Genomic DNA, 20,002 nt, shown 5'->3' with positions numbered 1-20,002 from the left:
TTTTTGCCACCAGCAGGTACAAGGTTTGGGTAGCCAGTGCCATACTTTAAAGTACAAGCATCGGAGCAAAAGCACATTCGTCTAAATAAGGTCCGTATGATGAAACACTCTGTTTTCTTGATACCACTGTTCGCTACCCTTATTTGGATGTATACCCAAGTAACCTTTGAAAGGTTCTACGAGACGAACAAACCGTTTAAGAAAATTGAAGGGCTAACCTTCGACAATCAGAACCAAGCTTCAAAGTTGAATGCTTTCATACGTCCCGTCGAGTCAGACAACCAGTGGAAATCAGTCCAAGTCATCGACTATTACCGATAAACTCATCGGTGTTATTGCGTGCCATAACGAATAATCGATTCTCGATAAAGCGAAAGTAGTGCCTCATTCTTCACTCCTACCCCGACATTTTGCGCAGAGAATACGCTCCATTCATCATTCATATATTTGCGCTGATCGGCTTTCTGGATCGTCATACCTTCTGCCGGTCCTTCAGTAACCACTCTTACAGCCCCACAACGCAGATTGAAGAGTGTTGGGTCAATCACATAGGCAATAGCGGAAGGATCGTGAACATGACATCCATCCATCCCTACCTTTTCCGAATAAAACTTCAGGTAATAACGGCTCACATCCCAAATAAACTGCCCCACTTCCCCTGCATCATCTCGAAGTTGAACAAGGTATTGACCAGTAAAGAAGCTCTCCTCTGTGACATCTAATCCAATAATCACCACCGGCCATGATGCAGTAAATACCTTGTCTGCGGCATGAGGATCATCATGAATATTTGCTTCTGCGTATGGCGTGACATTGCCTCTATGGTCGTTCTCACCAAAAGCGCCACCCATCACAACCACTTCCTTAACTAAGTGAACAATTTCAGGATCCGCTTCCAGTGCCAGAGCAAGGTTAGTAAGTGGGCCAACTGCCACTAAGGTAATCTCTCCCGGCTGCTCACGAACACTATCGATAATGTACTGATAAGCGGGCTTATCAATAGCAGTTACATTCAGTGAGCTTGGTGCCTTCACATCGCCAAAGCCTTCTTCGCCATGCACGACAACCGTCGCTCCGACAGGTGCTTTTATTAAAGGTTTATCCGCCCCCTTGGCAACGATAGCATTCATACCAAACTTCTGTTTTAGGTACAGCGCGTTGTGAGTCGCATTGTCTATGGTCGCATTACCATAAACGGTAGTGATACCCATAAGCTCGATATCCGGATGAGCTTCTGCAAAAAGAATAGCCATCGCATCATCGATACCTGGGTCTGTGTCTAGAATGATTTTCTTTGTCATATGAGCATCTATTTCACGCAAGGAAGCACTAACAATACCTATAAAAAACAAGGATAAACGTGACAAAAATCTAAGGTATGAGTTTTGTCATCCTACATCTCTAGACGACAGCTCGATCTAGCGAAAGGAAATTGGTCATCATTGCTCCAACTTAAAATCAAAGCTTCGAGCTTTTTTTGAAAGAAAATTGCTTAATTAACGGTCAGTTAGTGCCTAAGCTATTGGTTGCGGTGGTTTTTTGACAACTAACTTAATAAAAATCAAAAAAACACGTCATATAAATCGATAGCATGCCGATACAAGATTTATAACATCGAAAAATATCAGGAATGACACTACATGCTAGACAATTATCGAAACCAAAGTGTCGGTTTTCAGCTAAAGCTGGTAATCACGCTGTGTCTACTCATCGCATTTTCAAGCATTGCTGCGCTTGTTTATCAAAACGCTTCTAACGTACTTTTAGAAAACACCCTCAAAGAACATCAATCTAAAGTTGAATCGATGGCAAAAACCATTGCCGGTCAATTCAACGCTTATTTACACACGGCAGAAGTTCTGGAATCAACTTTCCGTAATGGGTATCTAGCTGGTGTATATGTAGAGAATTACACTGTCGACTTTCAAGGTCACCAGGTTCCAAACATTACCCAATACAGCGAAAGCCTGATTGGTGATACAAAATTGGTGGATACCTTTACGCGTGATACTGGCGCTATCGCAACGCTATTTGCCCCACTAGGAAATGATTTCATTCGTGTTGCAACATCATTAAAAGATCCTCAAGGTAAGCGAGCTCTGGGAACGACACTTGGTCAAAATCACCCGGGCTATCAGAAACTTATGAGTGGTCAGCCTTACTACGCACAAATCAAACTTTATGGTGAGCGCTACATCACCTACTACGCCCCTTTAAAAGATGCAAATGGTAAGGTCCAAGGAATTTCTTTTATCGGTCTCCCTGTTGAGCGCGCGACACAAGATCTCTTCAACTCATTAAAGACTGTAAAATGGGGAGATACGGGTTACACCATTATCTTGGATAATGAGAAAAGTAACCAAGGTCACTACCTTCTTCATCCAACACGAACAGAAAGTGAGCCACCGATTCAAGAAGTTGCTGACTACAACGGTAACAAGCCTTTCCACCAATTATTCGAACAAGACAGTGGTCTGATTCGATACCCATTTGAATATCAAGGAACGGTAGGTGAGAAATACCTTGTTTACACTCAAGTACCTGGTTGGAATTGGAAGCTGTTGGGTGGCACATTTATCCACGAAGTGACCAAAGGCAGCCAAACGTTGCTTAAACTGATCGCGACTATCTCTGTCATTGTTGCTGCGGCGACATTTTTGGTGCTGACATTGGTTCTAAACCGCATGCTAAACCCACTCACTGTACTGAACGGTTATATGAACCGCTTAGCGAAAGGTGAAGTAAGTATTGATATTCCTGCATCAGGAAAAGCGTCTAAAAATGAAATCATTAACCTGAACAACGGCGTCGCTAACATGGCGGGGCAATTGAACGAGTTAGTTGGTCAAATTCGAACAACAAGCGACCAGGTTGAGAGCAACTCAACAAGTGTTGTGGATGATGCGAACCGCAACTTGATGCAATCCGATCTTCAGCAAGAACAGGTTGAACAAGTTGTGACTGCGATTGAGGAGATGGCATCATCCGCTCAATCTGTCGCACAACAGGTTGAACAAATTGCAGAAAACGTCCGCTCTGCAAACACAGATAGCCAATCTGGTTTGGGCGTAGTTGAAGGGGTTTGCATTGATGTGGCACAGCTCAACGATCAGCTAGACCAATCTGCGGCAGCGATTGAGCAAGTAAACCGTGATAGTGAAAGCATCCAAACTGTCACGAAAATGATTGATGAAATTGCTGAGCAAACTAACCTACTCGCTCTTAATGCTGCAATTGAAGCAGCGCGAGCTGGTGAGCAGGGTCGTGGCTTTGCGGTCGTAGCAGATGAAGTTCGTACACTGGCTCATCGCACTCAAACCTCGGTGAAAGACGTTGTGGAAATCATTGAGAAACTTAAAGGCTCAACAAGCAATGCCGTAAGCATGATGACGGAAAGTCAGCAAAACGCGAATAAGGTACTTGATAAAGCACAAGAAGCAGGCACTGCGCTTGAAGCCATTGCGGGTCAAGTTCAATCCATCGCCTCTCAAGCAGACGCAATTGCGGCAACGTCTGAAGAACAAGCACAAGTTTCTCAAGAAATCGCGGCAAATGCTCACTCTATCAGTGAGTTGAACCGTGAAAGCCGTGACACGAGTGCAAAAACATCACACAGTGCGACCGAGCTGCAACAGCAAGCACAAAACTTGAAACACCAAGTGGACTTCTTCCACTAAGCCATCAAGTAAAACCATCAAAGAGCCGATATTTTCGGCTCTTTTTTGTTTCGCTTACCCACCCCCTTTTTGATAGAATCTGCCGCCCTACTTCTTGTCCAGAGATCGTCATGAACTATCAATGTCCTCTATGTCATCAACCTCTTGAGCTCACCGCAAAGACGTTTAAATGTGAAAACAATCATCAATTCGACCTAGCGAAAGAAGGCTACGTAAACTTGATGCCAGCACACCACAAACGCTCAAAAGATCCAGGTGACAACAAAGAGATGATGCAGGCGCGTCGTCGCTTTCTTGAGGGAAATCATTACGACCCAATGCGCCAAGAAGTCGCTCGTCTTTGTGCAACCTATACTCAAGGTACAAGTCATCAGTTATTGGATATTGGCTGTGGTGAAGGTTACTACACAGACCAAGTTCAGCGCTCATTACATGCACAAGATGAAAACGCCAATGTCTATGGGTTAGATATCTCAAAAGTCGCTATTCGTTATGCGTCTAAACGCTACCCACATTGCGATTTCAGTGTTGCATCAAGCCATCGGCTACCATATGCAGATCGGTCTCTGGATGCTATTTTGCGCATCTATGCACCATGCAAAGCAGAAGAATTGCAGCGTGTTATCAAAGACAATGGTGTGGTGATCACTGTGACGCCAGCGGGTCGCCACTTGTATCAGTTCCGCGAGCGCATTTATCAAGAAGTTCGCCTGCACAATGAAGAGCCTGAGCACATCGAAGGTTTCGAATTAGAGCACCAACAGAAGCTGAACTACACCATGGACTTAAAAGATGGCGTCGCATTCGATTTGCTGCAAATGACACCATTTGCATGGAAAGCCAGCGATGAACTTCGTGACGAGCTAAAGTCATCTACACTTTTCCAATGTGAGGCTGACTTTATGTTGCGTGTCTACCGTAAGAAAACGACTCAAGCAGGTACCGAAGAATAAATGTAACGCTAATTATTCTCATTACCATTGATTCATTTATCAGCCTCCATTAATATCGTTCGGACATTTTTGGAGGCTTTTTAATGCGCTTTTCTACACTAAGTCTGATTTTTGCAGGCTTGCTAACTGGCTGTGCTTCAAACGCACCCACCGCTCCTGACGCGATAACTGGTGACGTAACCAGTTTCTATGACTACCAGCTACATGACCCTGCTGGTAAAGCCATCTCAATCAACCAATTACCCTCTGAATTACAACAAGCAGACGTTATTTTAATTGGTGAATGGCACACTCACGCAGGTATCCATCGTTTTCAAACAGATATGCTCAAACAGCTGTCAAAGACAGACCGTCCTATAGCACTTTCAATGGAACAAGTTACTCGCGACAAACAAGCTATCTTAGACGCTTACCTTGATGGAGAGATTGGCGAGCAGTACTTCATGAAGCAGAGCAACGCATGGCCGAACTACGAAAGCGATTACCGTCCTTTGGTGGAATTTGCTAAGCAAGCCGATATTCCTGTGATCGCAGCAAACGCGCCGAAGAACATCGTTCGCTGTATCGGTCGTCAGGGTGCTGATTACCTAAATAAGCTCGACAGTGATGAGCGCAGCTTCATCGCTGATGAAGTAAATACGGCAAACAGCCCATACAAAGAAAAGTTCATGGCATCTATGCACCATGGCAAGCCAGAGCAAACAGAGAAACAATACGCCGCTCAGGTTACTTGGGATGAAACGATGGCGGACTCGATCGTCAAATACCTTGCAAAACACCCTGACACTCAAGTCGTGCATGTAGCCGGTAAGTTCCACACAGAAGATGGTTTGGGCACTGCTGCTTCCATTTTACGCCGTAACCCAGACCTAAAAGTCGTTGTTATTACCCCAACAGCAGAGGTTACTTCGGAAAGTTCGGATTACCAACTAGAAGTACTTTCTCCACCAGTGCGTTATGTACAAGATGCCAACCGAATGGCAGCGTACAAGCACCTAGCAACACGCAACAGTGACCTTCAATGTAAGTAATCAGAAGCATCTTACAACCGATATAGAGAAACAGGTCTGCTTTTTGCAAGCAACTTGGTTTGTATACCTAAGAAGCGGCAAAAACAGACCTATTTTTCTGATTGATTCAAGATATATCTATTGCCGTCGATATAAAGATAACTGCTTTTTACCTGCACTCAATCAGAGAGTGTCGTTGTTCGAAGGGGTAACAGATGAATCCAGTAGGAAGCAATTCAGTCAATACATACGCTGCTCAACAAAATAAAGTTGAACAAGCGAAAGCCAGCGAAAAAATCACCGATGGCGCACCATTAAAGATTGAGCAAAATAAAGTGTCACTCTCTAGTGAAGGGAAAGCACTACTCGCTGCGCTTCAGCAAATCGATCATGAAAGCAAGAAAGCGGAACTCGAAAACCAAACCGTTGGCGACAAAGTCGAATCTTTTGCTCATGGAGCACTGGGTATGGACCATCCTCACACTATCGAAGAAGAGGAAGATGGCTCTTACTCTGCAGGTCAATATCTTTCAGCAGCCCTCACGGTTGGTGGTATCATCTTAGCTCTTGTGTAGGCGTTAACCGTTTAGCATCAGGTTAAACAAGAGTTTCTTTCGTTACGATAAGTAACCTCATTTGAACGCTTTTTTTGTCCAAGTCCATAATGGAAAACTATTCATTAACGGACGATGAACTGTGAAAAACGCATTTTCGCTCATAGACAAACCCACTTTTTTTGGCGCTATCGCGCTGCTCCTTTCGATTGTTTTCCCTTTAATTTTGTTTCCGGCTGAAGGTGCACAATGGATTGCCGTTGCTAAAACCTTTATGACTGACAAGCTCGGTTTCTTATACCTTGCACTAGGGCTTGCCGCTTTTATCTTCATGATTTATGTCGTTTTTAGCGACATGGGCCAAATCAAGTTAGGCGATCCTGATGAAAAGCCAGAATTCACCACGGCATCGTGGGCCGCAATGCTGTTCTGTGGCGGCATCGGGGCAAGTATCCTCTATTGGGGCTGTATCGAGTGGGCATACTATTACCAATCTCCTCCGTTTCAACTAGAGCCTGGTAGCGAAGAAGCTGTACGTTGGGCTGCAACTTACGGTCTGTTCCACTGGGGACCAATTGCCTGGTCTATCTACCTTATTCCTGCATTACCAATTGCGTACTTCTTCTACGTACGAAAACAACCCGTACTGAAAGTCTCCAGTGCATTGATGCCAGTACTTGGCGAAGAACGCAGCAAAGGTACCGCTGGCAAGATCGTTGACGTACTGTTTATCTTCGGTCTACTTGGCGGCGCAGCAACCAGTTTAGGCTTAGCTGCACCTTTGATCGGAGAAGGTCTGCATTACCTCTTCGGCATGCCTAAAAATACTTACAGTCAAGTGCTTGTATTGCTGATCTGTACTGCGATCTTTGCTTACTCCTCTTACGCAGGCATGGAAAAAGGCATCAAAGTACTAAGCAACATTAACTTCTGGGGAGCGATGGGACTACTAGCCTTTGTGTTGGCAGTAGGACCAACCATCTTCATGCTGGAGACTGGCTTAGATTCGATTGGTCGTATGTTATCTAACTTCTTTGTTATGGCGACATGGGCAGAGCCATTTGGTGGATACGGCACTTTTGACAACACACATTTCCCACAAGATTGGACCATCTTCTACTGGGCGTGGTGGCTAGTCTTCGCTCCAAGTATGGGACTGTTTGTCGCTCGCATTTCTCGCGGTCGTACCATCAAGCAGATGGTTTCCGGTTCCATCTTCTTTGGTTCACTGGGCTGCTTCCTATTTTTCATGATCTTAGGTAACTACGGCTTGTCTTTACAGTTATCCGGAGAACTCGATGTCGTCGGCATTTTGAATGCCGAAGGCGCTACAGCAGCGATATTCTCGATGCTTGATGCATTACCGATGAGCTATTTTGTTATCGCTGTATTTACCTTGCTGTGCATCATTTTTACAGCGACGACTTTTGATTCGATTTCATACATTCTGGCCTCTGTTGTACAAAACAACGTCACTGAGGAGCCAATGCGTTGGAACCGAATGTTCTGGGCATTTACGTTGTCTTTCCTGCCTACTGTTCTGATGTTTATGGGGGGACTAAGCACCTTACAAACAGCGGCGATTGTTGGAGGCTTACCTCTACTTGGCATCTCAATTATGCTCATGGTGTCGGCTGTTCGAGCGACAACATTGGATATTCGACATCAGGAAGATTACATCGAACCAACCATTAATATTGAAGAGCTACCAGAGTTTGATCCTTGGTCAACAGAAGGGATGGCAATGGCTAGGTTTGAACGCGCACGAGACGCCGCTCAAGAAGCCGCGGAGCAAGAGCGTGACGCACTGGCACAATTGATGACACTGCGTAAACGCATCCGTGCTTTCGCTCTTGAACATAGTGACGACAATGATTTTGCCGATCATCACTTACCGCAGGATATGCAAGAGGAGTTGCAAGCCCTATTGGATAATGTGATGAAGGCAAAAGAGAGAAAACTCGAGTTATCGGAAACTGCCCAGCAATCCAGAGCCGAGTTTAATCAAATCGTGGCCCAAAGTACCTCTTACGCAGTGTAGCTTTAGCCCATGACTTTCAACTCCTAAACATAACTCAAAGCTCACTTCGGTGAGCTTTTTTTGTGTCTGACGTAGTATGCGCCTGTGTATCTCATATGAATCTTTTGTGACGGTAGTATTTTTGTCATAAATCCTTGTTGTAATTCGAGCGCTTTTATAAATAAGGAATATACAATGAAGCACTTAGCGACCCCAATCGTCACAGCAGTGGCGGCATCTACGCTCTCTTTCAGCGCTCTGTCGGCAGAGATCAAAAACGTTATCTTAATGATTGGCGATGGTATGGGACCTCAACAAGTCGGTTTGCTTGAGACCTACGCGAATCATGCACCTAATTCAATCTACAAAGGCGAAACCACCGCACTTTATAAACTGGCACAGGAAGGTGTTATTGGTTCATCGTTAACCAACCCTGAAGATGCCATTGTGGTGGATTCTGCTTGTTCTGCAACCATGCTTGCCACTGGCATTCCAACCGCTTCTGAAGTAATTGGTATCGACAGTCAAGGCAACCACGTTGAAACGATCTTAGAAAAAGCTAAGGCAAAAGGTAAAGCGACAGGTCTTGTTTCTGACACTCGAATGACGCACGCGACCCCAGCCGCTTTCGCCTCGCACCAACCTCACCGCTCACTAGAAAACAGTATCGCCGTCGACATGCTAGAGACGGGTGTTGATGTCATGCTTTCTGGCGGTCTTCGTCATTGGATCCCAAAATCTACCAACGACAAAGGCGACACATATAAGCAACTTGAAAAGCTCACCCAAGGCGATGTTTACCTAAAATCAAAGCGTAAAGATGAGCGCAACTTGCTGACAGAAGCGCAACAGCAAGGCTACAGCTTAGCGTTTAATCGCGACATGTTAGAAAACGCTAAAGGAGAAAAAGTTCTTGGTCTATTTGCTTACTCAGGAATGAACGATGGCATTGCTTACAGCCATAGCAAAAATGACCCGAAACGCACCCAACCATCCCTTAAAGAGATGACAGAAAAAGCACTGGATGTGCTATCAAAAGACAAAGATGGCTTCTTTTTAATGGTAGAAGGCGGTCAAATTGACTGGGCAGGTCACAGCAACGATGCAGGTACCATGCTTCATGAGTTGATCAAATTTGATGAAGCCGTCAATTCCGTTTATGAATGGGCGAAAGGTCGTGAAGATACGCTAGTAATCGTCACTGCCGACCATGAAACAGGCTCTTTTGGCTTCAGCTACTCCTCAGCAAACCTTCCTAAACCAGAAAAGCGCAGTGGCGAAGCTTTTGCTAAGCGTGATTACGCACCAAACTTCAACTTTGGCCAGTTTGACATTCTCGATGGACTCTACAATCAAAAACAAAGCTACTACGGTATGATCAGCGAGTTCCAAAAACTCGATAAAGCGCAGCAAACACCAGAAAAGTTAGCAGAAATCGTGAATGCAAGTAGCGACTTTGCCATTACTCCGGAGCAAGCTGAGCGCGTATTGGCAAGTAAGCCAAACCCTTACCGACTGGCAAGCCACAAGTACCTGAGTGAAGAGAATGTTCCAGCAATCAATGATTTTGATGCTTTTTTCCCATACAACGATCGCGGAAACTTGTTGGCTCGAGAACAAGCGACCAAACAAAATACAGTGTGGGGAACGGGTACACACACGCATACGCCGGTCAATGTATTCGCTTGGGGACCTGCGGGGACCATCCTGCCAGTATCAAAGATCATGCATCACTCACAACTGGGCGAATACCTCATTCAACAAATTAAATAATTTCCGCTCTGCACTTACTTTCATCTTCTGATGAAACTTCAACGCCCTCGTTTGAGGGCGTTTTTTTACATTGAAACGGTTGACGCTTCGCGCTTCGCGCTCCACTATTTGCCAAATATTTATAAAAATGACCAATGCTATGTGTGAAATATTTGCCAAACAGCCCCAGGAAAATTATCAGTTTGTGACCCGTTCGATTCGAATTGATGGTCATGCAACCAGTGTGAAGCTCGAATCAAGTTTCTGGCTGACACTAGAAGAAATTGCCTCAGCACAAGACATGACGGTACCAAAATTCATCAGCACTGTTTACCAAGAAGCGCTGGAACACAACGGTGAAGTCAACAACTTTGCTTCCCTACTTCGTTGCGCTTGCCTCACCTACGCCCGCCAACCTCAGGCAACGATTGAAAGAGCTTTGAGCGAGCAACACTGATCCCTGCATTTTATTGTCGTACCTGAGTACTACCCATTGCGCGTCGAAACTGACTAGTCTAGGCGCACGATTAAGGAGTACTCATGACAAAAATAATTCATACCATGATCCGCGTAAGCGATCTGGAGCGTTCTCTTAAGTTCTACCGCGACGCACTTGAGCTAGAAATCAAAGACCAATACGTATTCGACGGCTTTTCTCTTACTTACCTAGCGAACTCAGAAACAGGGTTCGAACTTGAACTGACTCACAATCATGACCAAAGCGAACCGTACACTCACGGCTCGGGTTATGGTCACCTTGCGGTGAGTGTTGAAGACATTGAAGCCGCACACCGCCGCTTAACATCACTTGATATTGAGGCAAGTGATATCAAGGTGTTTGACCACCAGCAAAAACACTTAGCAACCTTCTTCTTCGTCACCGATCCTGACGGTTACAAAATCGAATTCTTACAACGACAAAGTCGTTACCTTTAATAACAACAAAGAAGTAAACATAACTATGATTCATTTAACTGCTGCATTTCACGCAAAACCAGAACACACATCGACACTTAAGCAGGCACTAGAAGCTATGTTAGTGCCAACTCGTAATGAAGAAGGATGCGTGCGTTACCAACTTTTCCAAGACAAAAATGACGCTTGCCAATTTTTGTTCCAAGAGCAATTTGCTGACCAAACGGCTTTTGACCAACACTGTAATACTGAACATTTCCAAGCTCTGCTTAGTACTATCGATGGTTTACTAGCTAGTGAGCCAAAAATCACCTTCTTTGAAGAGCTATAAGCGTTAAAGCACAAAAATAAAAAAGGCACTCAAGTGAGTGCCTTTAGTTTCTGTTGAGAGAGTTACGCGTCTTTCTTGTCGACCATATGTAAATGAACATCTTGTTGCGGGAAAGGAATCGAAATACCTTCGCGGTCAAAACGCAATTTCACTTCTTTTGTCACATCCCAGTACACATCCCAGTAATCGTCGGTTTTCACCCAAGGGCGAACAATAAAATCAACCGATGATGTATTTAGCGTATGAACCTTGATGTTTGGCTCTGGTGAGCGAAGCACTGAAGGGTGAGACGTGACTATATCATTCAGAACTTCTTCTGCTTTTAGCAGATCATCGGCATAGCCAATACCAAAGACCATATCAACTCGACGAATACGCTCGTGCGTCACGTTCTTAATCACATCGCCCCAAATCTTGCTGTTTGGCACAATGATAATTTGGTTATCGAATGTACGAATCGTAGTATTCACCAAACTCATGTGGCTTACCTTACCGTCAACACCACCCGCGTATACGAAATCACCAACATCAAATGGGCGATAGATCAGCAGCATCATGCCTGCCGCAAAATTCGATAATGTATCTTGTAATGCAAAACCAATGATCACACCGGCGATACCGAAACCAGTTAGGATTGGAGCAAGGTTTAAACCGATTTGAGACAAACCGACCATGATACCGATGATCCATACCGCCTTGCCCGACATCGAAATAAAGAAATCTTGCATCAAATGCGACAATTTCAAATTCTTAGAGGCTACCGTTTTACTCACAACTTTTCGGGTTAACTTCGCCAATGAACGAGCAATCAATAAGATCAGGGCAAAGACAAAAAGCTGGAAAACATGCTGTGGCGCATTCTCCGCGAACCAATCTACCGCAGAGTTCGACCAATGACTCAGGATAGACAAAATGACTTTTGAGTTCAGAAGATCATGGGTGATGCTACCTGTCACTTCAAATATCTGACGTTTATACTCAGACGTCTCCAGCCCTACTTTGTCACCAATCGAAATTAATTTGCGAAGGCTATCGGTAGCAATATTAAGGCGTTGTTTAAGGATCAGTTGGCTCAGTTGTAAAGACGCTTTTTCAGATTCTGGGCTGGAAGAGACTTGTGAACCGATGATTTCGCTTTGCTGGTTGAGGTACTCGATAGACGCAGATAGCAGACGCATACGCTTATCTACGCCTTCTTTAAACTCAGCATCAGCATCTTCGTCTTGAACGTCTAACTTCTTCAACCAGTTTAAATTTTGCCAACTCGATTCATAACTTACATCCAAATACTGTTGCAGCTCGCGATAGCTATTGATTAAAGAAAGCTTATCTTCGTCTTTTGACTTATTGATTTCCTCATTCAGCGCTTTGATTTTGTCATCGAGATAAACCACGGCACCTTCTGAGTACTTCTCTTGAGTTTGTACGAGCTCAATCAACTTCTCATGAGGAATGGACTTATTACTGATCGCAGTAGCGAGACGACTTCTCAGTTCTTCGTTTTTCTGGAAAAGCTGTAGTTGAAGTGCATCGCGTTCGTCTCCACTAGCTAACTTTAAACTTTCAGATAAGTCGAGAATGTCTCGGTTAATATTATCAATAGCCTTCTCTGCTGCAGAAACTTTTGGCGTATCTACTGTGGTCTCAACGTTTTCCGTTGCTTGTACAATGAAAGGGCTCATTGTCAGAGTCAGCAGAGCCATTAAAACCAACCATGGGGTCAAACGCACTTTAAGGGGAGATAGTAACGTCATTTTTACCTCGTAAGAGACAATCCCAATCAACACGATCGAGAAATGGAATGTAAATCCTTGAAATTAGATGCTCTAAGTTTACAACACGAATTCGCAAACCGAGCAGCATTTAGTAAATTAAGCGTCAAAATTCATAATCAATGTCCATTATTTACTCTGTTTTATTCGCCATTAGCTCAAACCTATGACAAGTTCCATTGTGTTGATATTGATACAAACTGAAGATTAGGTGTGCATCACCGTCGCCACAAATACATCACCTGAGTAAGAATGGACTATGATTGAACGGAGTGAACGCTAATTGTTTCATCAATAAGGAGAAATCATGGGTTTTCTATCTTGGATCATTCTGGGCTTGATAGCCGGAGCACTCGCTAAGTGGCTGATGCCAGGCAATGATGGCGGCGGTTGGATCGCGACTATGGTGTTGGGCATTGCTGGTGCCTTCGTAGGCGGATTCTTGGGAAGCTTTGTCGGACTGGGCGGTGCTGATGGCGTAAATATCGGCAGCATCATCACCGCCACATTAGGCGCGTTTGTATTGTTGTTTGTCTACAACCGCTTCTTGAAAAATTAGGCGATTTCCCCCAATAACAAACAAGCCTTTCACTCACATGAAAGGCTTGTTTTTATTCCGATATTATCGATTAGGGTGATTTAAGATATGGTCTTCCCAGTCCACCACGTCTATCTCGTACACCACTTTGTTTCTAACACTTTCGCCAGCAGCATGCATGGCTGACTTGGAACCCGTTATCAGTGGGTGCCATTCTGGTAGTGGTTGGTCCTCTGCGAGCAAACGGTAGGCACAAGTGTGCGGTAGCCAAGTAAAGTCATCAATATCTTCACGTGTTAGCTTGGTGCACTCTTCCCCTGAAGTGAAACGATTCGGGTAATCTTTGCACGAACACGTTTTGCTGTTCAGCCAACTGCAAGCAACATTGGTGTAATAAATTTCGTCCGTATCTTCATCCATTAGCTTGTGTAGACAGCACTTGCCACACCCATCACAGAGAGATTCCCATTCTTCTTCTGTCATGTTCTCTAACGATTTACTTTGCCAAAATGGAGTGCTCATACGCTTACTACTTATTACTGAGTGGGAATGAATTGGGTGCGTTTTATACCCCTCTGGGCATCAAAATTCAAGTTTTACGGTGTGAGTGAAGTGATAGGAATATTGAGTAAGATTTGTTCGCATTTAGCAATGCGATCATATTGCGATGAATTTACGCGCGCCTCTTCCAATCTGGCGAGAAATGTCCATAATGCCCCCTTCATTTTTACGAGGGCTTTAAGATGGATTGTCGATTAGGTTGTGGGGCATGCTGCATAGCACCGAGCATCTCTTCCCCGATTCCAGGCATGCCAAATGGCAAACCAGCAGGTGAACGTTGTATCCAATTAAATGACGATAATCTGTGTAAGCTGTTCGGAAAACCAGAACGCCCGAAAGTTTGCCACGACTTCAAACCATGTCCGGTTGTGTGTGGCAAAACAAATCAAGAAGCGTTAAACAACATTACAGAATTAGAGCAACTCACTTAATCGTTCCCCAGCTCTCTTAGGTACAGGTAGATCGTATCGCGTGAGATACCGAGATGATTTGCCACCATCAAAACCGCATCTTTGTATTTGAAAATACCCAGCCCTTGCAAACGGGTGACCAGTTCTCGGTTACGTTTGGATGGTGTGATCGCTTCATTCATCCACACTTCTGATTGAACAGTTTCAATCGTACTAATGATGGTCTCATCAATATTACGCGCGAATGTTTCAGGTGAACGCGCTCCTGTACAACATTCGTTTTGCTGTTGCGGCATAATTGAACGCAAGAAATCTTGCATTGGTACGTCCATGTCCACGTTAATACACAGCAATCCGATCGGTTTATTTTTAGGGTTGCGAACTATCGTGGTAATGGAGTGCAAGGTCTTTCCACTCGCCGTTTTCGTTAAATACGAGTCTGAAACGTCATTGCCCTCTAACAGCTTCATTCTTGCTAAGTTGGTAATCGGTGCACCTTCACCACGTTCAGTAATGTGACCATTGGCAATTTTGATAATTTCCGGTGCTTCCGCATCAAGGCTGTGAAGAACGACTTCGGTGTGCTCACCATACATGCGTGCAATACCATCCACGACGTTCTTCATTGAATTCAAAATATCTAAATCACTTTTAGTGAGTTTCTTAAGCAGCAATGTTACTTCCCTTAGCAAAAACGTTGAGGCTAGGCTGACATAATATCGATAATAGATTTGTCAGTATACGGCATACCGAGTCTAACCATCGAGCCTACATTTCTAATCGTTTGTTCGACTTCGTTACCTACTATACCTTGATTCTTCACGCTGTGGTTACCCATAGCCATCAAATATGAGCGTACTGCGGTGGTAGAGGAAGTGCAGACTTTCATCGCGCAGGACGATTTCGCCCCATCACATACCATGCCCGAACTATCGCTAATCACGTTCTGAATCGCATAACATGACTGTTCAAACGAACCTCCCGCCAAATATACTAGCGCCATGGAAGCTGCGGCGCTGGTGACCGTATTACCACAAAACGCCGATAGCGGTGGGTAGTACGATTTAATGTAAATCGCACCTAAGTGACTCATGATTAACGCACGAGCTAATTGCTCTTCAGTACTTTGGAAAACCTCTGCTGCAATGACCACTGGCATAGTAGCCGCAATACCTTGGTTACCACTGCCAAAGTTACTCATGGCTGGTAGCGTAGCTCCCCCCATACGTGCATCCGAGGCGGCAGAGGTCATCATTTGGATACGGCTCATCAAATCATTACCAAGCAACCCCTGCTCGATATTACCTTTTAATGTACGACCGATCTCCAATCCATAACCATTATCGATACCCTCTTGCGCTAATGAGCTGTTGAGCTCGGCCGCTTGTAGGATAAATTTGATCTCTTCAAAAGGCGCTTTAAGTGCAAAGTCGTAGATTTGTTTGATAGAGATGTCCACACCTTCACAAACAGACCCAGTTGCAACTCGTTGCTGTTGGGGCGCATCAAATGTCACTTTGCCATTGTGAGTGATCTGAATAATGTTGGTGTGTCCACCACTGATTGTCACTGATACCGTGTCTTCTCCAGCAGTCATGGTGACGCTGCAAAAGATGAATTCTTGGGTATCAATGCGCGCAACGCTAACGCGCTCTTCATCAATCAGTTGTTGAGCAGCAGTCACATTGTCTTGATTAATATGGGCAAGAACTTCCAATTCGGCATTAGGGTCGCCGGCCAACGCACCTACAGATGCGGCAATCTTTAGACCAATCTTTCCGGTTCCAGGGACATAAACTCCCATTGAGTTTTTAAATAGATTGTCAGAGACACGGACTTCTATCATCTCTGGGGTCTGGCATCCAAGCTCACGTTTTGCAACTGCTGCCGCGTATGCAGCAGCAATGGGTTCTGTACATCCGAGTGCAGGTTTTACAACTTGCTTAATGATTTGGATATATTGGTTCCATTGCTGATTCATGTTTTTTCTCCGTATTACTTTTTGCAAGCAATCGCTTCAACTTCAATCAATACGCCTAGCGGAAGATCTTTTACCGCAAAGCAGCTGCGCGCAGGACACTCTTTATTAAAGAACTCAGCATAGACTTTGTTAAACTCAGCAAAGTCACTGATGTTCGCCAAATAACAAGTTGTTTTCAAAACAGTGTCAATGCTGCCACCGCCTGCTTCTAAGACGTGTTTTAGGTTCGTCAAAGATTGATGACTCTGAGCAGTAATGCCCCCCTCAACTACTTTGCCTACTGCACTATCAACTGGCAGTTGACCAGACGTAAAAATCAAGTCTCCGTAAGCAGTGCCGTGCGAATAAGGGCCAATAGCAGCTGGAGCGTGCTCTGAAGTAATCAATTCTTTCATTTTAATCCTCACATAATTTTTAGTTTTAATAAGAAAACTCTTAAGTAAGTTTTCATTTCAAAGCTATTCTTTCAACTATATGCGAATACAACAACTACTTCAGATCACATAAATCGATCTTTTTTCAGATTTTATTGAGTATTTTTGCCGAGATCTCAAATTTATCTGAATTTTCCACAAAAAAATTGTTGTTGTTCTTTTTCTCAAATAGATTTGAGAAAAATTCATACTAACAAAGAGACAACGACAATGAGCGTTACTGTACCTACACAAACTCTTCCAATAACCAAAGAGCCGCCTCACGTTAAGGCGGGAATGACCGTAGAAGAATGGAAAGCCGCAACCAAGTTTGACAGCACAGACTGGGGTTGGGTGATCATGAGTATCGGCATGGCAATCGGTGCTGGTATTGTTTTTCTTCCTGTAAAAGTTGGTGTACTGGGCATTTGGGTATTCCTTGCTTCGGCAGTTATTGGTTACCCTGCCATGTACTTATTCCAACGATTATTCATTAACACCTTATCGACGTCACCAAAATGCCAAGACTACGCTGGTGTCATTTCAGGGTACCTAGGAAATAAATGGGGGGCTCTGTTGGGGATACTCTACTTCATCATGCTGGTGATTTGGGTGTTCGTTTACTCCACAGCAATCAACAATGACTCAGCCTCTTTCCTACATAGCTTTGGCATCACTAAGGGGCTATTGTCGGAAAACCCGCTGTATGGTCTTGCTTTAGTTTGTGCTTTAGTGGCCATCGCGTCACGTGGTGAAAAGATCTTATTTAAAGTGAGCACTGGTCTGGTTTTGATCAAGTTATGTACCGTTGCCTTACTTGGCGTGATGATGATTGAAAAGTGGGACTTTGCTAACGTCGGCTCTGTACCTGCGGCAGGTGCAGGTTTGAAAGACGCCATTGAACTATTGCCCTTCACTCTTACTTCAATCTTGTTTATTCAAAGCTTGAGCCCAATGGTTATCTCTTACCGCTCTAAAGAAAAATCAATTGAGGTTGCGCGTTTTAAAGCGATGCGTGCGATGAAGATTGCTTTCGGTATTCTGTTTGTCACCGTGTTCTTCTATGCAATCTCGTTCACCCTTGCGATGTCTCACGATCAAGCAGTAAAAGCAGCTGAAGAGAACATCTCTGCATTAGCGATGGTCGCACAGGGTATGGACGGGACAACATTGAAATTGCTTAGCTTAATGTTGAACATTTTCTCTGTTATGACGGCGTTCTTTGGGGTGTACCTAGGGTTCCGCGATTCTTGCCAAGGTCTTGCAATGCTGGCTCTTAAGAAAGTCATGCCTGAAGAGCAGATTAACCGTAATTTGGTAACCAAAGGCATCATTCTATTTGCTATTTTGATGGCTTGGGGCGCTATCGTGTTGAACTTGCCAGTATTGAGTTTTACTTCAATATGTAGCCCGATCTTTGGTTTGATTGGTTGTTTGATCCCTGCGTACTTGGTGTATCAAGTTCCTTCACTGCATAAATACAAAGGTGCTTCACTCTACCTAATCATTGCGACAGGTATTCTACTGTGTATCTCACCTTTCATCGCATTTAGTTAACCCTTCCTCTCACCTCGGTTATTCGTCTTCATGATGATGACCGAGGTTCTCTACGTTTCCACTTCATAGAGTATTTCGTTTCATATCTGAGACAAAAACCCGCCGATCTGGTTATTCGCTTAATTTCCGTGCTTCGAATCACACTTTTCTGACAATTCTCTACTATGTTCAGCGGGTAATCTAAATCCGAAATAGGAAACAACATGAATAAATACATGGCAGAGGTTTTTGGTACTTTTTGGTTAGTGCTTGGTGGTTGCGGCAGTGCGGTATTAGCTGCGGGCTTTCCAGATATTGGCATCGGTCTACTAGGTGTTTCTCTTGCGTTCGGCTTAACCGTACTCACCATGGCATTTGCGATTGGTCATATCTCAGGTTGTCATTTAAACCCAGCTGTAACAGTCGGTTTATGGGCTGGCGGTCGTTTTGAGACTAAAGACGTTATCCCTTATATCATCGCACAAGTGATTGGTGGCGTGATTGCAGGCGGTGTGCTCTACGTTATTGCAACAGGTCAAGCTGGCTTTGATGTAGTTGGTTCTGGCTTCGCATCAAATGGCTACGGTGAACATTCTCCAGGTCAGTACTCAATGGTAGCAGCACTTGTAACAGAAGTTGTGATGACAATGATGTTCCTTATCGTGATCATGGGCGCGACCGACAAACGTGCTCCTCAGGGATTTGCGCCTATCGCGATTGGTCTATGTTTAACCCTGATTCACTTGATCAGTATCCCTGTAACGAATACGTCCGTTAACCCTGCGCGTAGTACTGGTGTTGCCGTATTTGTTGGCGATTGGGCAGTTTCTCAGCTTTGGCTATTCTGGGTAGCACCAATTGTTGGTGGTATCTTAGGTGCGCTTATCTATAAGAATCTTCTAGGTGTAGAATCAAACGACTAATTGATTATCAAACCGCAAGATCAAAAAAGCCGCTGAATTCAGCGGCTTTTTTATTAAATCTTGTGTCGACCTAAGAGTGAGTGTGACAAGGTTGTCCCATCTACGAGTTCAAGCTCACCACCTACAGGTACACCATGTGCGATGCGGCTGGCGTCGACTTGGTGTTCTTTACATAATTCTGCAATGTAGTGTGCTGTTGCTTCCCCTTCTACCGTAGGGTTGGTAGCAAGGATCACTTCAGAAATATCACCTCGGCGCAGACGGTAGTCAAGAACATCAAGACCAATATCACTTGGACCAATTCCGTCCAGCGGTGATAAGTGCCCCATAAGTACAAAGTATCGACCTGAGTATTGACCGGTCGCTTCTACTGCAGCGATGTCTGCCGGACTTTCTACTACACAAATTTGACCGTTTTCTTGGCGTTTTGGGTTAGTACAAATATGACAAATTTCTTCTTCAGTGAAGGTACGACACTCGGTGCAATGACCGATTTCTGTCATTGCTTGGCTCAGCGCGTCTGCTAGTTGCAGACCGCCTTTTCTATCACGCTGTAACAAATGAAAGGCCATACGTTGCGCCGACTTGGGACCTACCCCAGGTAGACAACGTAAGGCCTCCATCAATTGTTCCAGCATATGACTGGTACGCATTGA

Annotated in this window: 20 protein-coding genes; 13 read left to right on the top strand and 7 right to left on the bottom strand. The window is 44.4% G+C overall.

Going from position 1 to position 20,002, the window contains the following annotated elements; all coding sequences use genetic code 11:
* Nucleotides 1-332: 332 nt before the first annotated feature.
* On the bottom strand, nt 333-1,301 hold the full coding sequence (locus tag ABMY42_RS07300; RefSeq protein WP_274876390.1) for a nucleoside hydrolase: 969 nt from the start codon (nt 1,299-1,301) through the stop codon (nt 333-335).
* Nucleotides 1,302-1,640: 339 nt separating this feature from the next.
* On the opposite strand from ABMY42_RS07300, the gene ABMY42_RS07295 reads away from it, so the two are divergent.
* From ABMY42_RS07295 to ABMY42_RS07255, 9 genes are all read left to right on the top strand, one after another.
* Entirely contained in the window at nt 1,641-3,677 is a 2,037-nt protein-coding gene (locus ABMY42_RS07295) for a Cache 3/Cache 2 fusion domain-containing protein (RefSeq protein WP_009698536.1), read from the top strand.
* A gap of 110 nt (nt 3,678-3,787) precedes the next feature.
* Complete coding sequence (gene rlmA / locus ABMY42_RS07290) at nt 3,788-4,630, top strand: 23S rRNA (guanine(745)-N(1))-methyltransferase (protein ID WP_005452052.1); 843 nt, start codon at nt 3,788-3,790, stop codon at nt 4,628-4,630.
* A gap of 83 nt (nt 4,631-4,713) precedes the next feature.
* The gene (locus tag ABMY42_RS07285) at nt 4,714-5,661 is read left to right on the top strand and encodes a ChaN family lipoprotein (RefSeq protein ID WP_274876391.1); all 948 of its coding nucleotides are present in this window, start codon (nt 4,714-4,716) and stop codon (nt 5,659-5,661) included.
* A gap of 194 nt (nt 5,662-5,855) precedes the next feature.
* Nucleotides 5,856-6,215: a hypothetical protein gene (locus tag ABMY42_RS07280; protein ID WP_005452054.1), complete on the top strand. Its 360-nt coding sequence runs from the start codon at nt 5,856-5,858 to the stop codon at nt 6,213-6,215.
* A 121-nt stretch (nt 6,216-6,336) separates the two neighbouring features.
* Nucleotides 6,337-8,235, top strand: a complete 1,899-nt coding sequence (locus ABMY42_RS07275; protein WP_005452055.1) for a BCCT family transporter — start codon at nt 6,337-6,339, stop codon at nt 8,233-8,235.
* Nucleotides 8,236-8,409: 174 nt separating this feature from the next.
* The gene (locus ABMY42_RS07270) at nt 8,410-9,987 is read left to right on the top strand and encodes an alkaline phosphatase (protein WP_005452058.1); all 1,578 of its coding nucleotides are present in this window, start codon (nt 8,410-8,412) and stop codon (nt 9,985-9,987) included.
* Between the two features lie 139 nt (nt 9,988-10,126).
* Nucleotides 10,127-10,423: a ribbon-helix-helix domain-containing protein gene (locus ABMY42_RS07265; RefSeq protein WP_029790484.1), complete on the top strand. Its 297-nt coding sequence runs from the start codon at nt 10,127-10,129 to the stop codon at nt 10,421-10,423.
* An 83-nt stretch (nt 10,424-10,506) separates the two neighbouring features.
* Nucleotides 10,507-10,902: a glyoxalase superfamily protein gene (locus ABMY42_RS07260; RefSeq protein ID WP_349266163.1), complete on the top strand. Its 396-nt coding sequence runs from the start codon at nt 10,507-10,509 to the stop codon at nt 10,900-10,902.
* 25 nt (nt 10,903-10,927) lie between these two features.
* Nucleotides 10,928-11,212 carry a putative quinol monooxygenase gene (locus tag ABMY42_RS07255; protein ID WP_009698541.1) on the top strand — a complete coding sequence of 95 codons (285 nt, stop codon included), beginning with the start codon at nt 10,928-10,930 and terminating at the stop codon, nt 11,210-11,212.
* Between the two features lie 62 nt (nt 11,213-11,274).
* On the opposite strand, the gene ABMY42_RS07250 is transcribed toward ABMY42_RS07255, so the two are convergent.
* On the bottom strand, nt 11,275-12,966 hold the full coding sequence (locus ABMY42_RS07250) for a mechanosensitive ion channel family protein (RefSeq protein WP_349266162.1): 1,692 nt from the start codon (nt 12,964-12,966) through the stop codon (nt 11,275-11,277).
* 325 nt (nt 12,967-13,291) lie between these two features.
* On the opposite strand from ABMY42_RS07250, the gene ABMY42_RS07245 reads away from it, so the two are divergent.
* Complete coding sequence (locus tag ABMY42_RS07245; RefSeq protein ID WP_005452067.1) at nt 13,292-13,543, top strand: GlsB/YeaQ/YmgE family stress response membrane protein; 252 nt, start codon at nt 13,292-13,294, stop codon at nt 13,541-13,543.
* A 63-nt stretch (nt 13,544-13,606) separates the two neighbouring features.
* Here the strand turns inward: ABMY42_RS07245 and ABMY42_RS07240 are convergent, their stop codons facing one another.
* Nucleotides 13,607-14,044 (bottom strand): YcgN family cysteine cluster protein, encoded by a 438-nt coding sequence (locus tag ABMY42_RS07240; protein WP_005452070.1) that lies wholly within the window; start codon nt 14,042-14,044, stop codon nt 13,607-13,609.
* Between the two features lie 221 nt (nt 14,045-14,265).
* Here ABMY42_RS07240 and ABMY42_RS07235 point away from each other — a divergent pair, with 221 nt between their 5' ends.
* On the top strand, nt 14,266-14,514 hold the full coding sequence (locus ABMY42_RS07235) for a YkgJ family cysteine cluster protein (RefSeq protein ID WP_005452071.1): 249 nt from the start codon (nt 14,266-14,268) through the stop codon (nt 14,512-14,514).
* On the opposite strand, the gene ABMY42_RS07230 is transcribed toward ABMY42_RS07235, so the two are convergent.
* From ABMY42_RS07230 to ABMY42_RS07220, 3 genes are read right to left on the bottom strand one after another with little or no spacing between them, the layout of a single operon-like run.
* Entirely contained in the window at nt 14,511-15,167 is a 657-nt protein-coding gene (locus ABMY42_RS07230; RefSeq protein WP_005452072.1) for a PAS domain-containing protein, read from the bottom strand. The genes ABMY42_RS07235 and ABMY42_RS07230 overlap by 4 nt on opposite strands.
* A gap of 29 nt (nt 15,168-15,196) precedes the next feature.
* A complete protein-coding gene (locus ABMY42_RS07225) occupies nt 15,197-16,474 on the bottom strand; it encodes an L-serine ammonia-lyase, iron-sulfur-dependent, subunit alpha (protein WP_009698544.1) in 1,278 nt (425 codons plus the stop codon).
* A gap of 14 nt (nt 16,475-16,488) precedes the next feature.
* Nucleotides 16,489-16,869: a RidA family protein gene (locus tag ABMY42_RS07220; protein ID WP_005452076.1), complete on the bottom strand. Its 381-nt coding sequence runs from the start codon at nt 16,867-16,869 to the stop codon at nt 16,489-16,491.
* 315 nt (nt 16,870-17,184) lie between these two features.
* Here ABMY42_RS07220 and ABMY42_RS07215 point away from each other — a divergent pair, with 315 nt between their 5' ends.
* Together ABMY42_RS07215 and aqpZ are read left to right on the top strand one after the other, a co-directional pair.
* Nucleotides 17,185-18,444: an amino acid permease gene (locus tag ABMY42_RS07215; RefSeq protein ID WP_005452078.1), complete on the top strand. Its 1,260-nt coding sequence runs from the start codon at nt 17,185-17,187 to the stop codon at nt 18,442-18,444.
* A 203-nt stretch (nt 18,445-18,647) separates the two neighbouring features.
* Nucleotides 18,648-19,346, top strand: coding sequence for an aquaporin Z (aqpZ, locus tag ABMY42_RS07210; RefSeq protein WP_045489652.1), 699 nt, complete (start codon nt 18,648-18,650; stop codon nt 19,344-19,346).
* Nucleotides 19,347-19,399: 53 nt separating this feature from the next.
* Here the strand turns inward: aqpZ and recR are convergent, their stop codons facing one another.
* Nucleotides 19,400-19,999, bottom strand: a complete 600-nt coding sequence (gene recR, locus ABMY42_RS07205) for a recombination mediator RecR (protein WP_017817816.1) — start codon at nt 19,997-19,999, stop codon at nt 19,400-19,402.
* Between the last annotated feature and the right edge of the window lie 3 nt (nt 20,000-20,002).

Origin of the sequence: Vibrio sp. SSH13-20, assembly GCF_040104475.1 — a bacterium.
Classification (GTDB): domain Bacteria; phylum Pseudomonadota; class Gammaproteobacteria; order Enterobacterales; family Vibrionaceae; genus Vibrio; species Vibrio harveyi.
The sequence above is the reverse complement of the archived record's forward strand: the minus strand, read 5'-3'. Positions and strand labels throughout refer to the sequence as shown.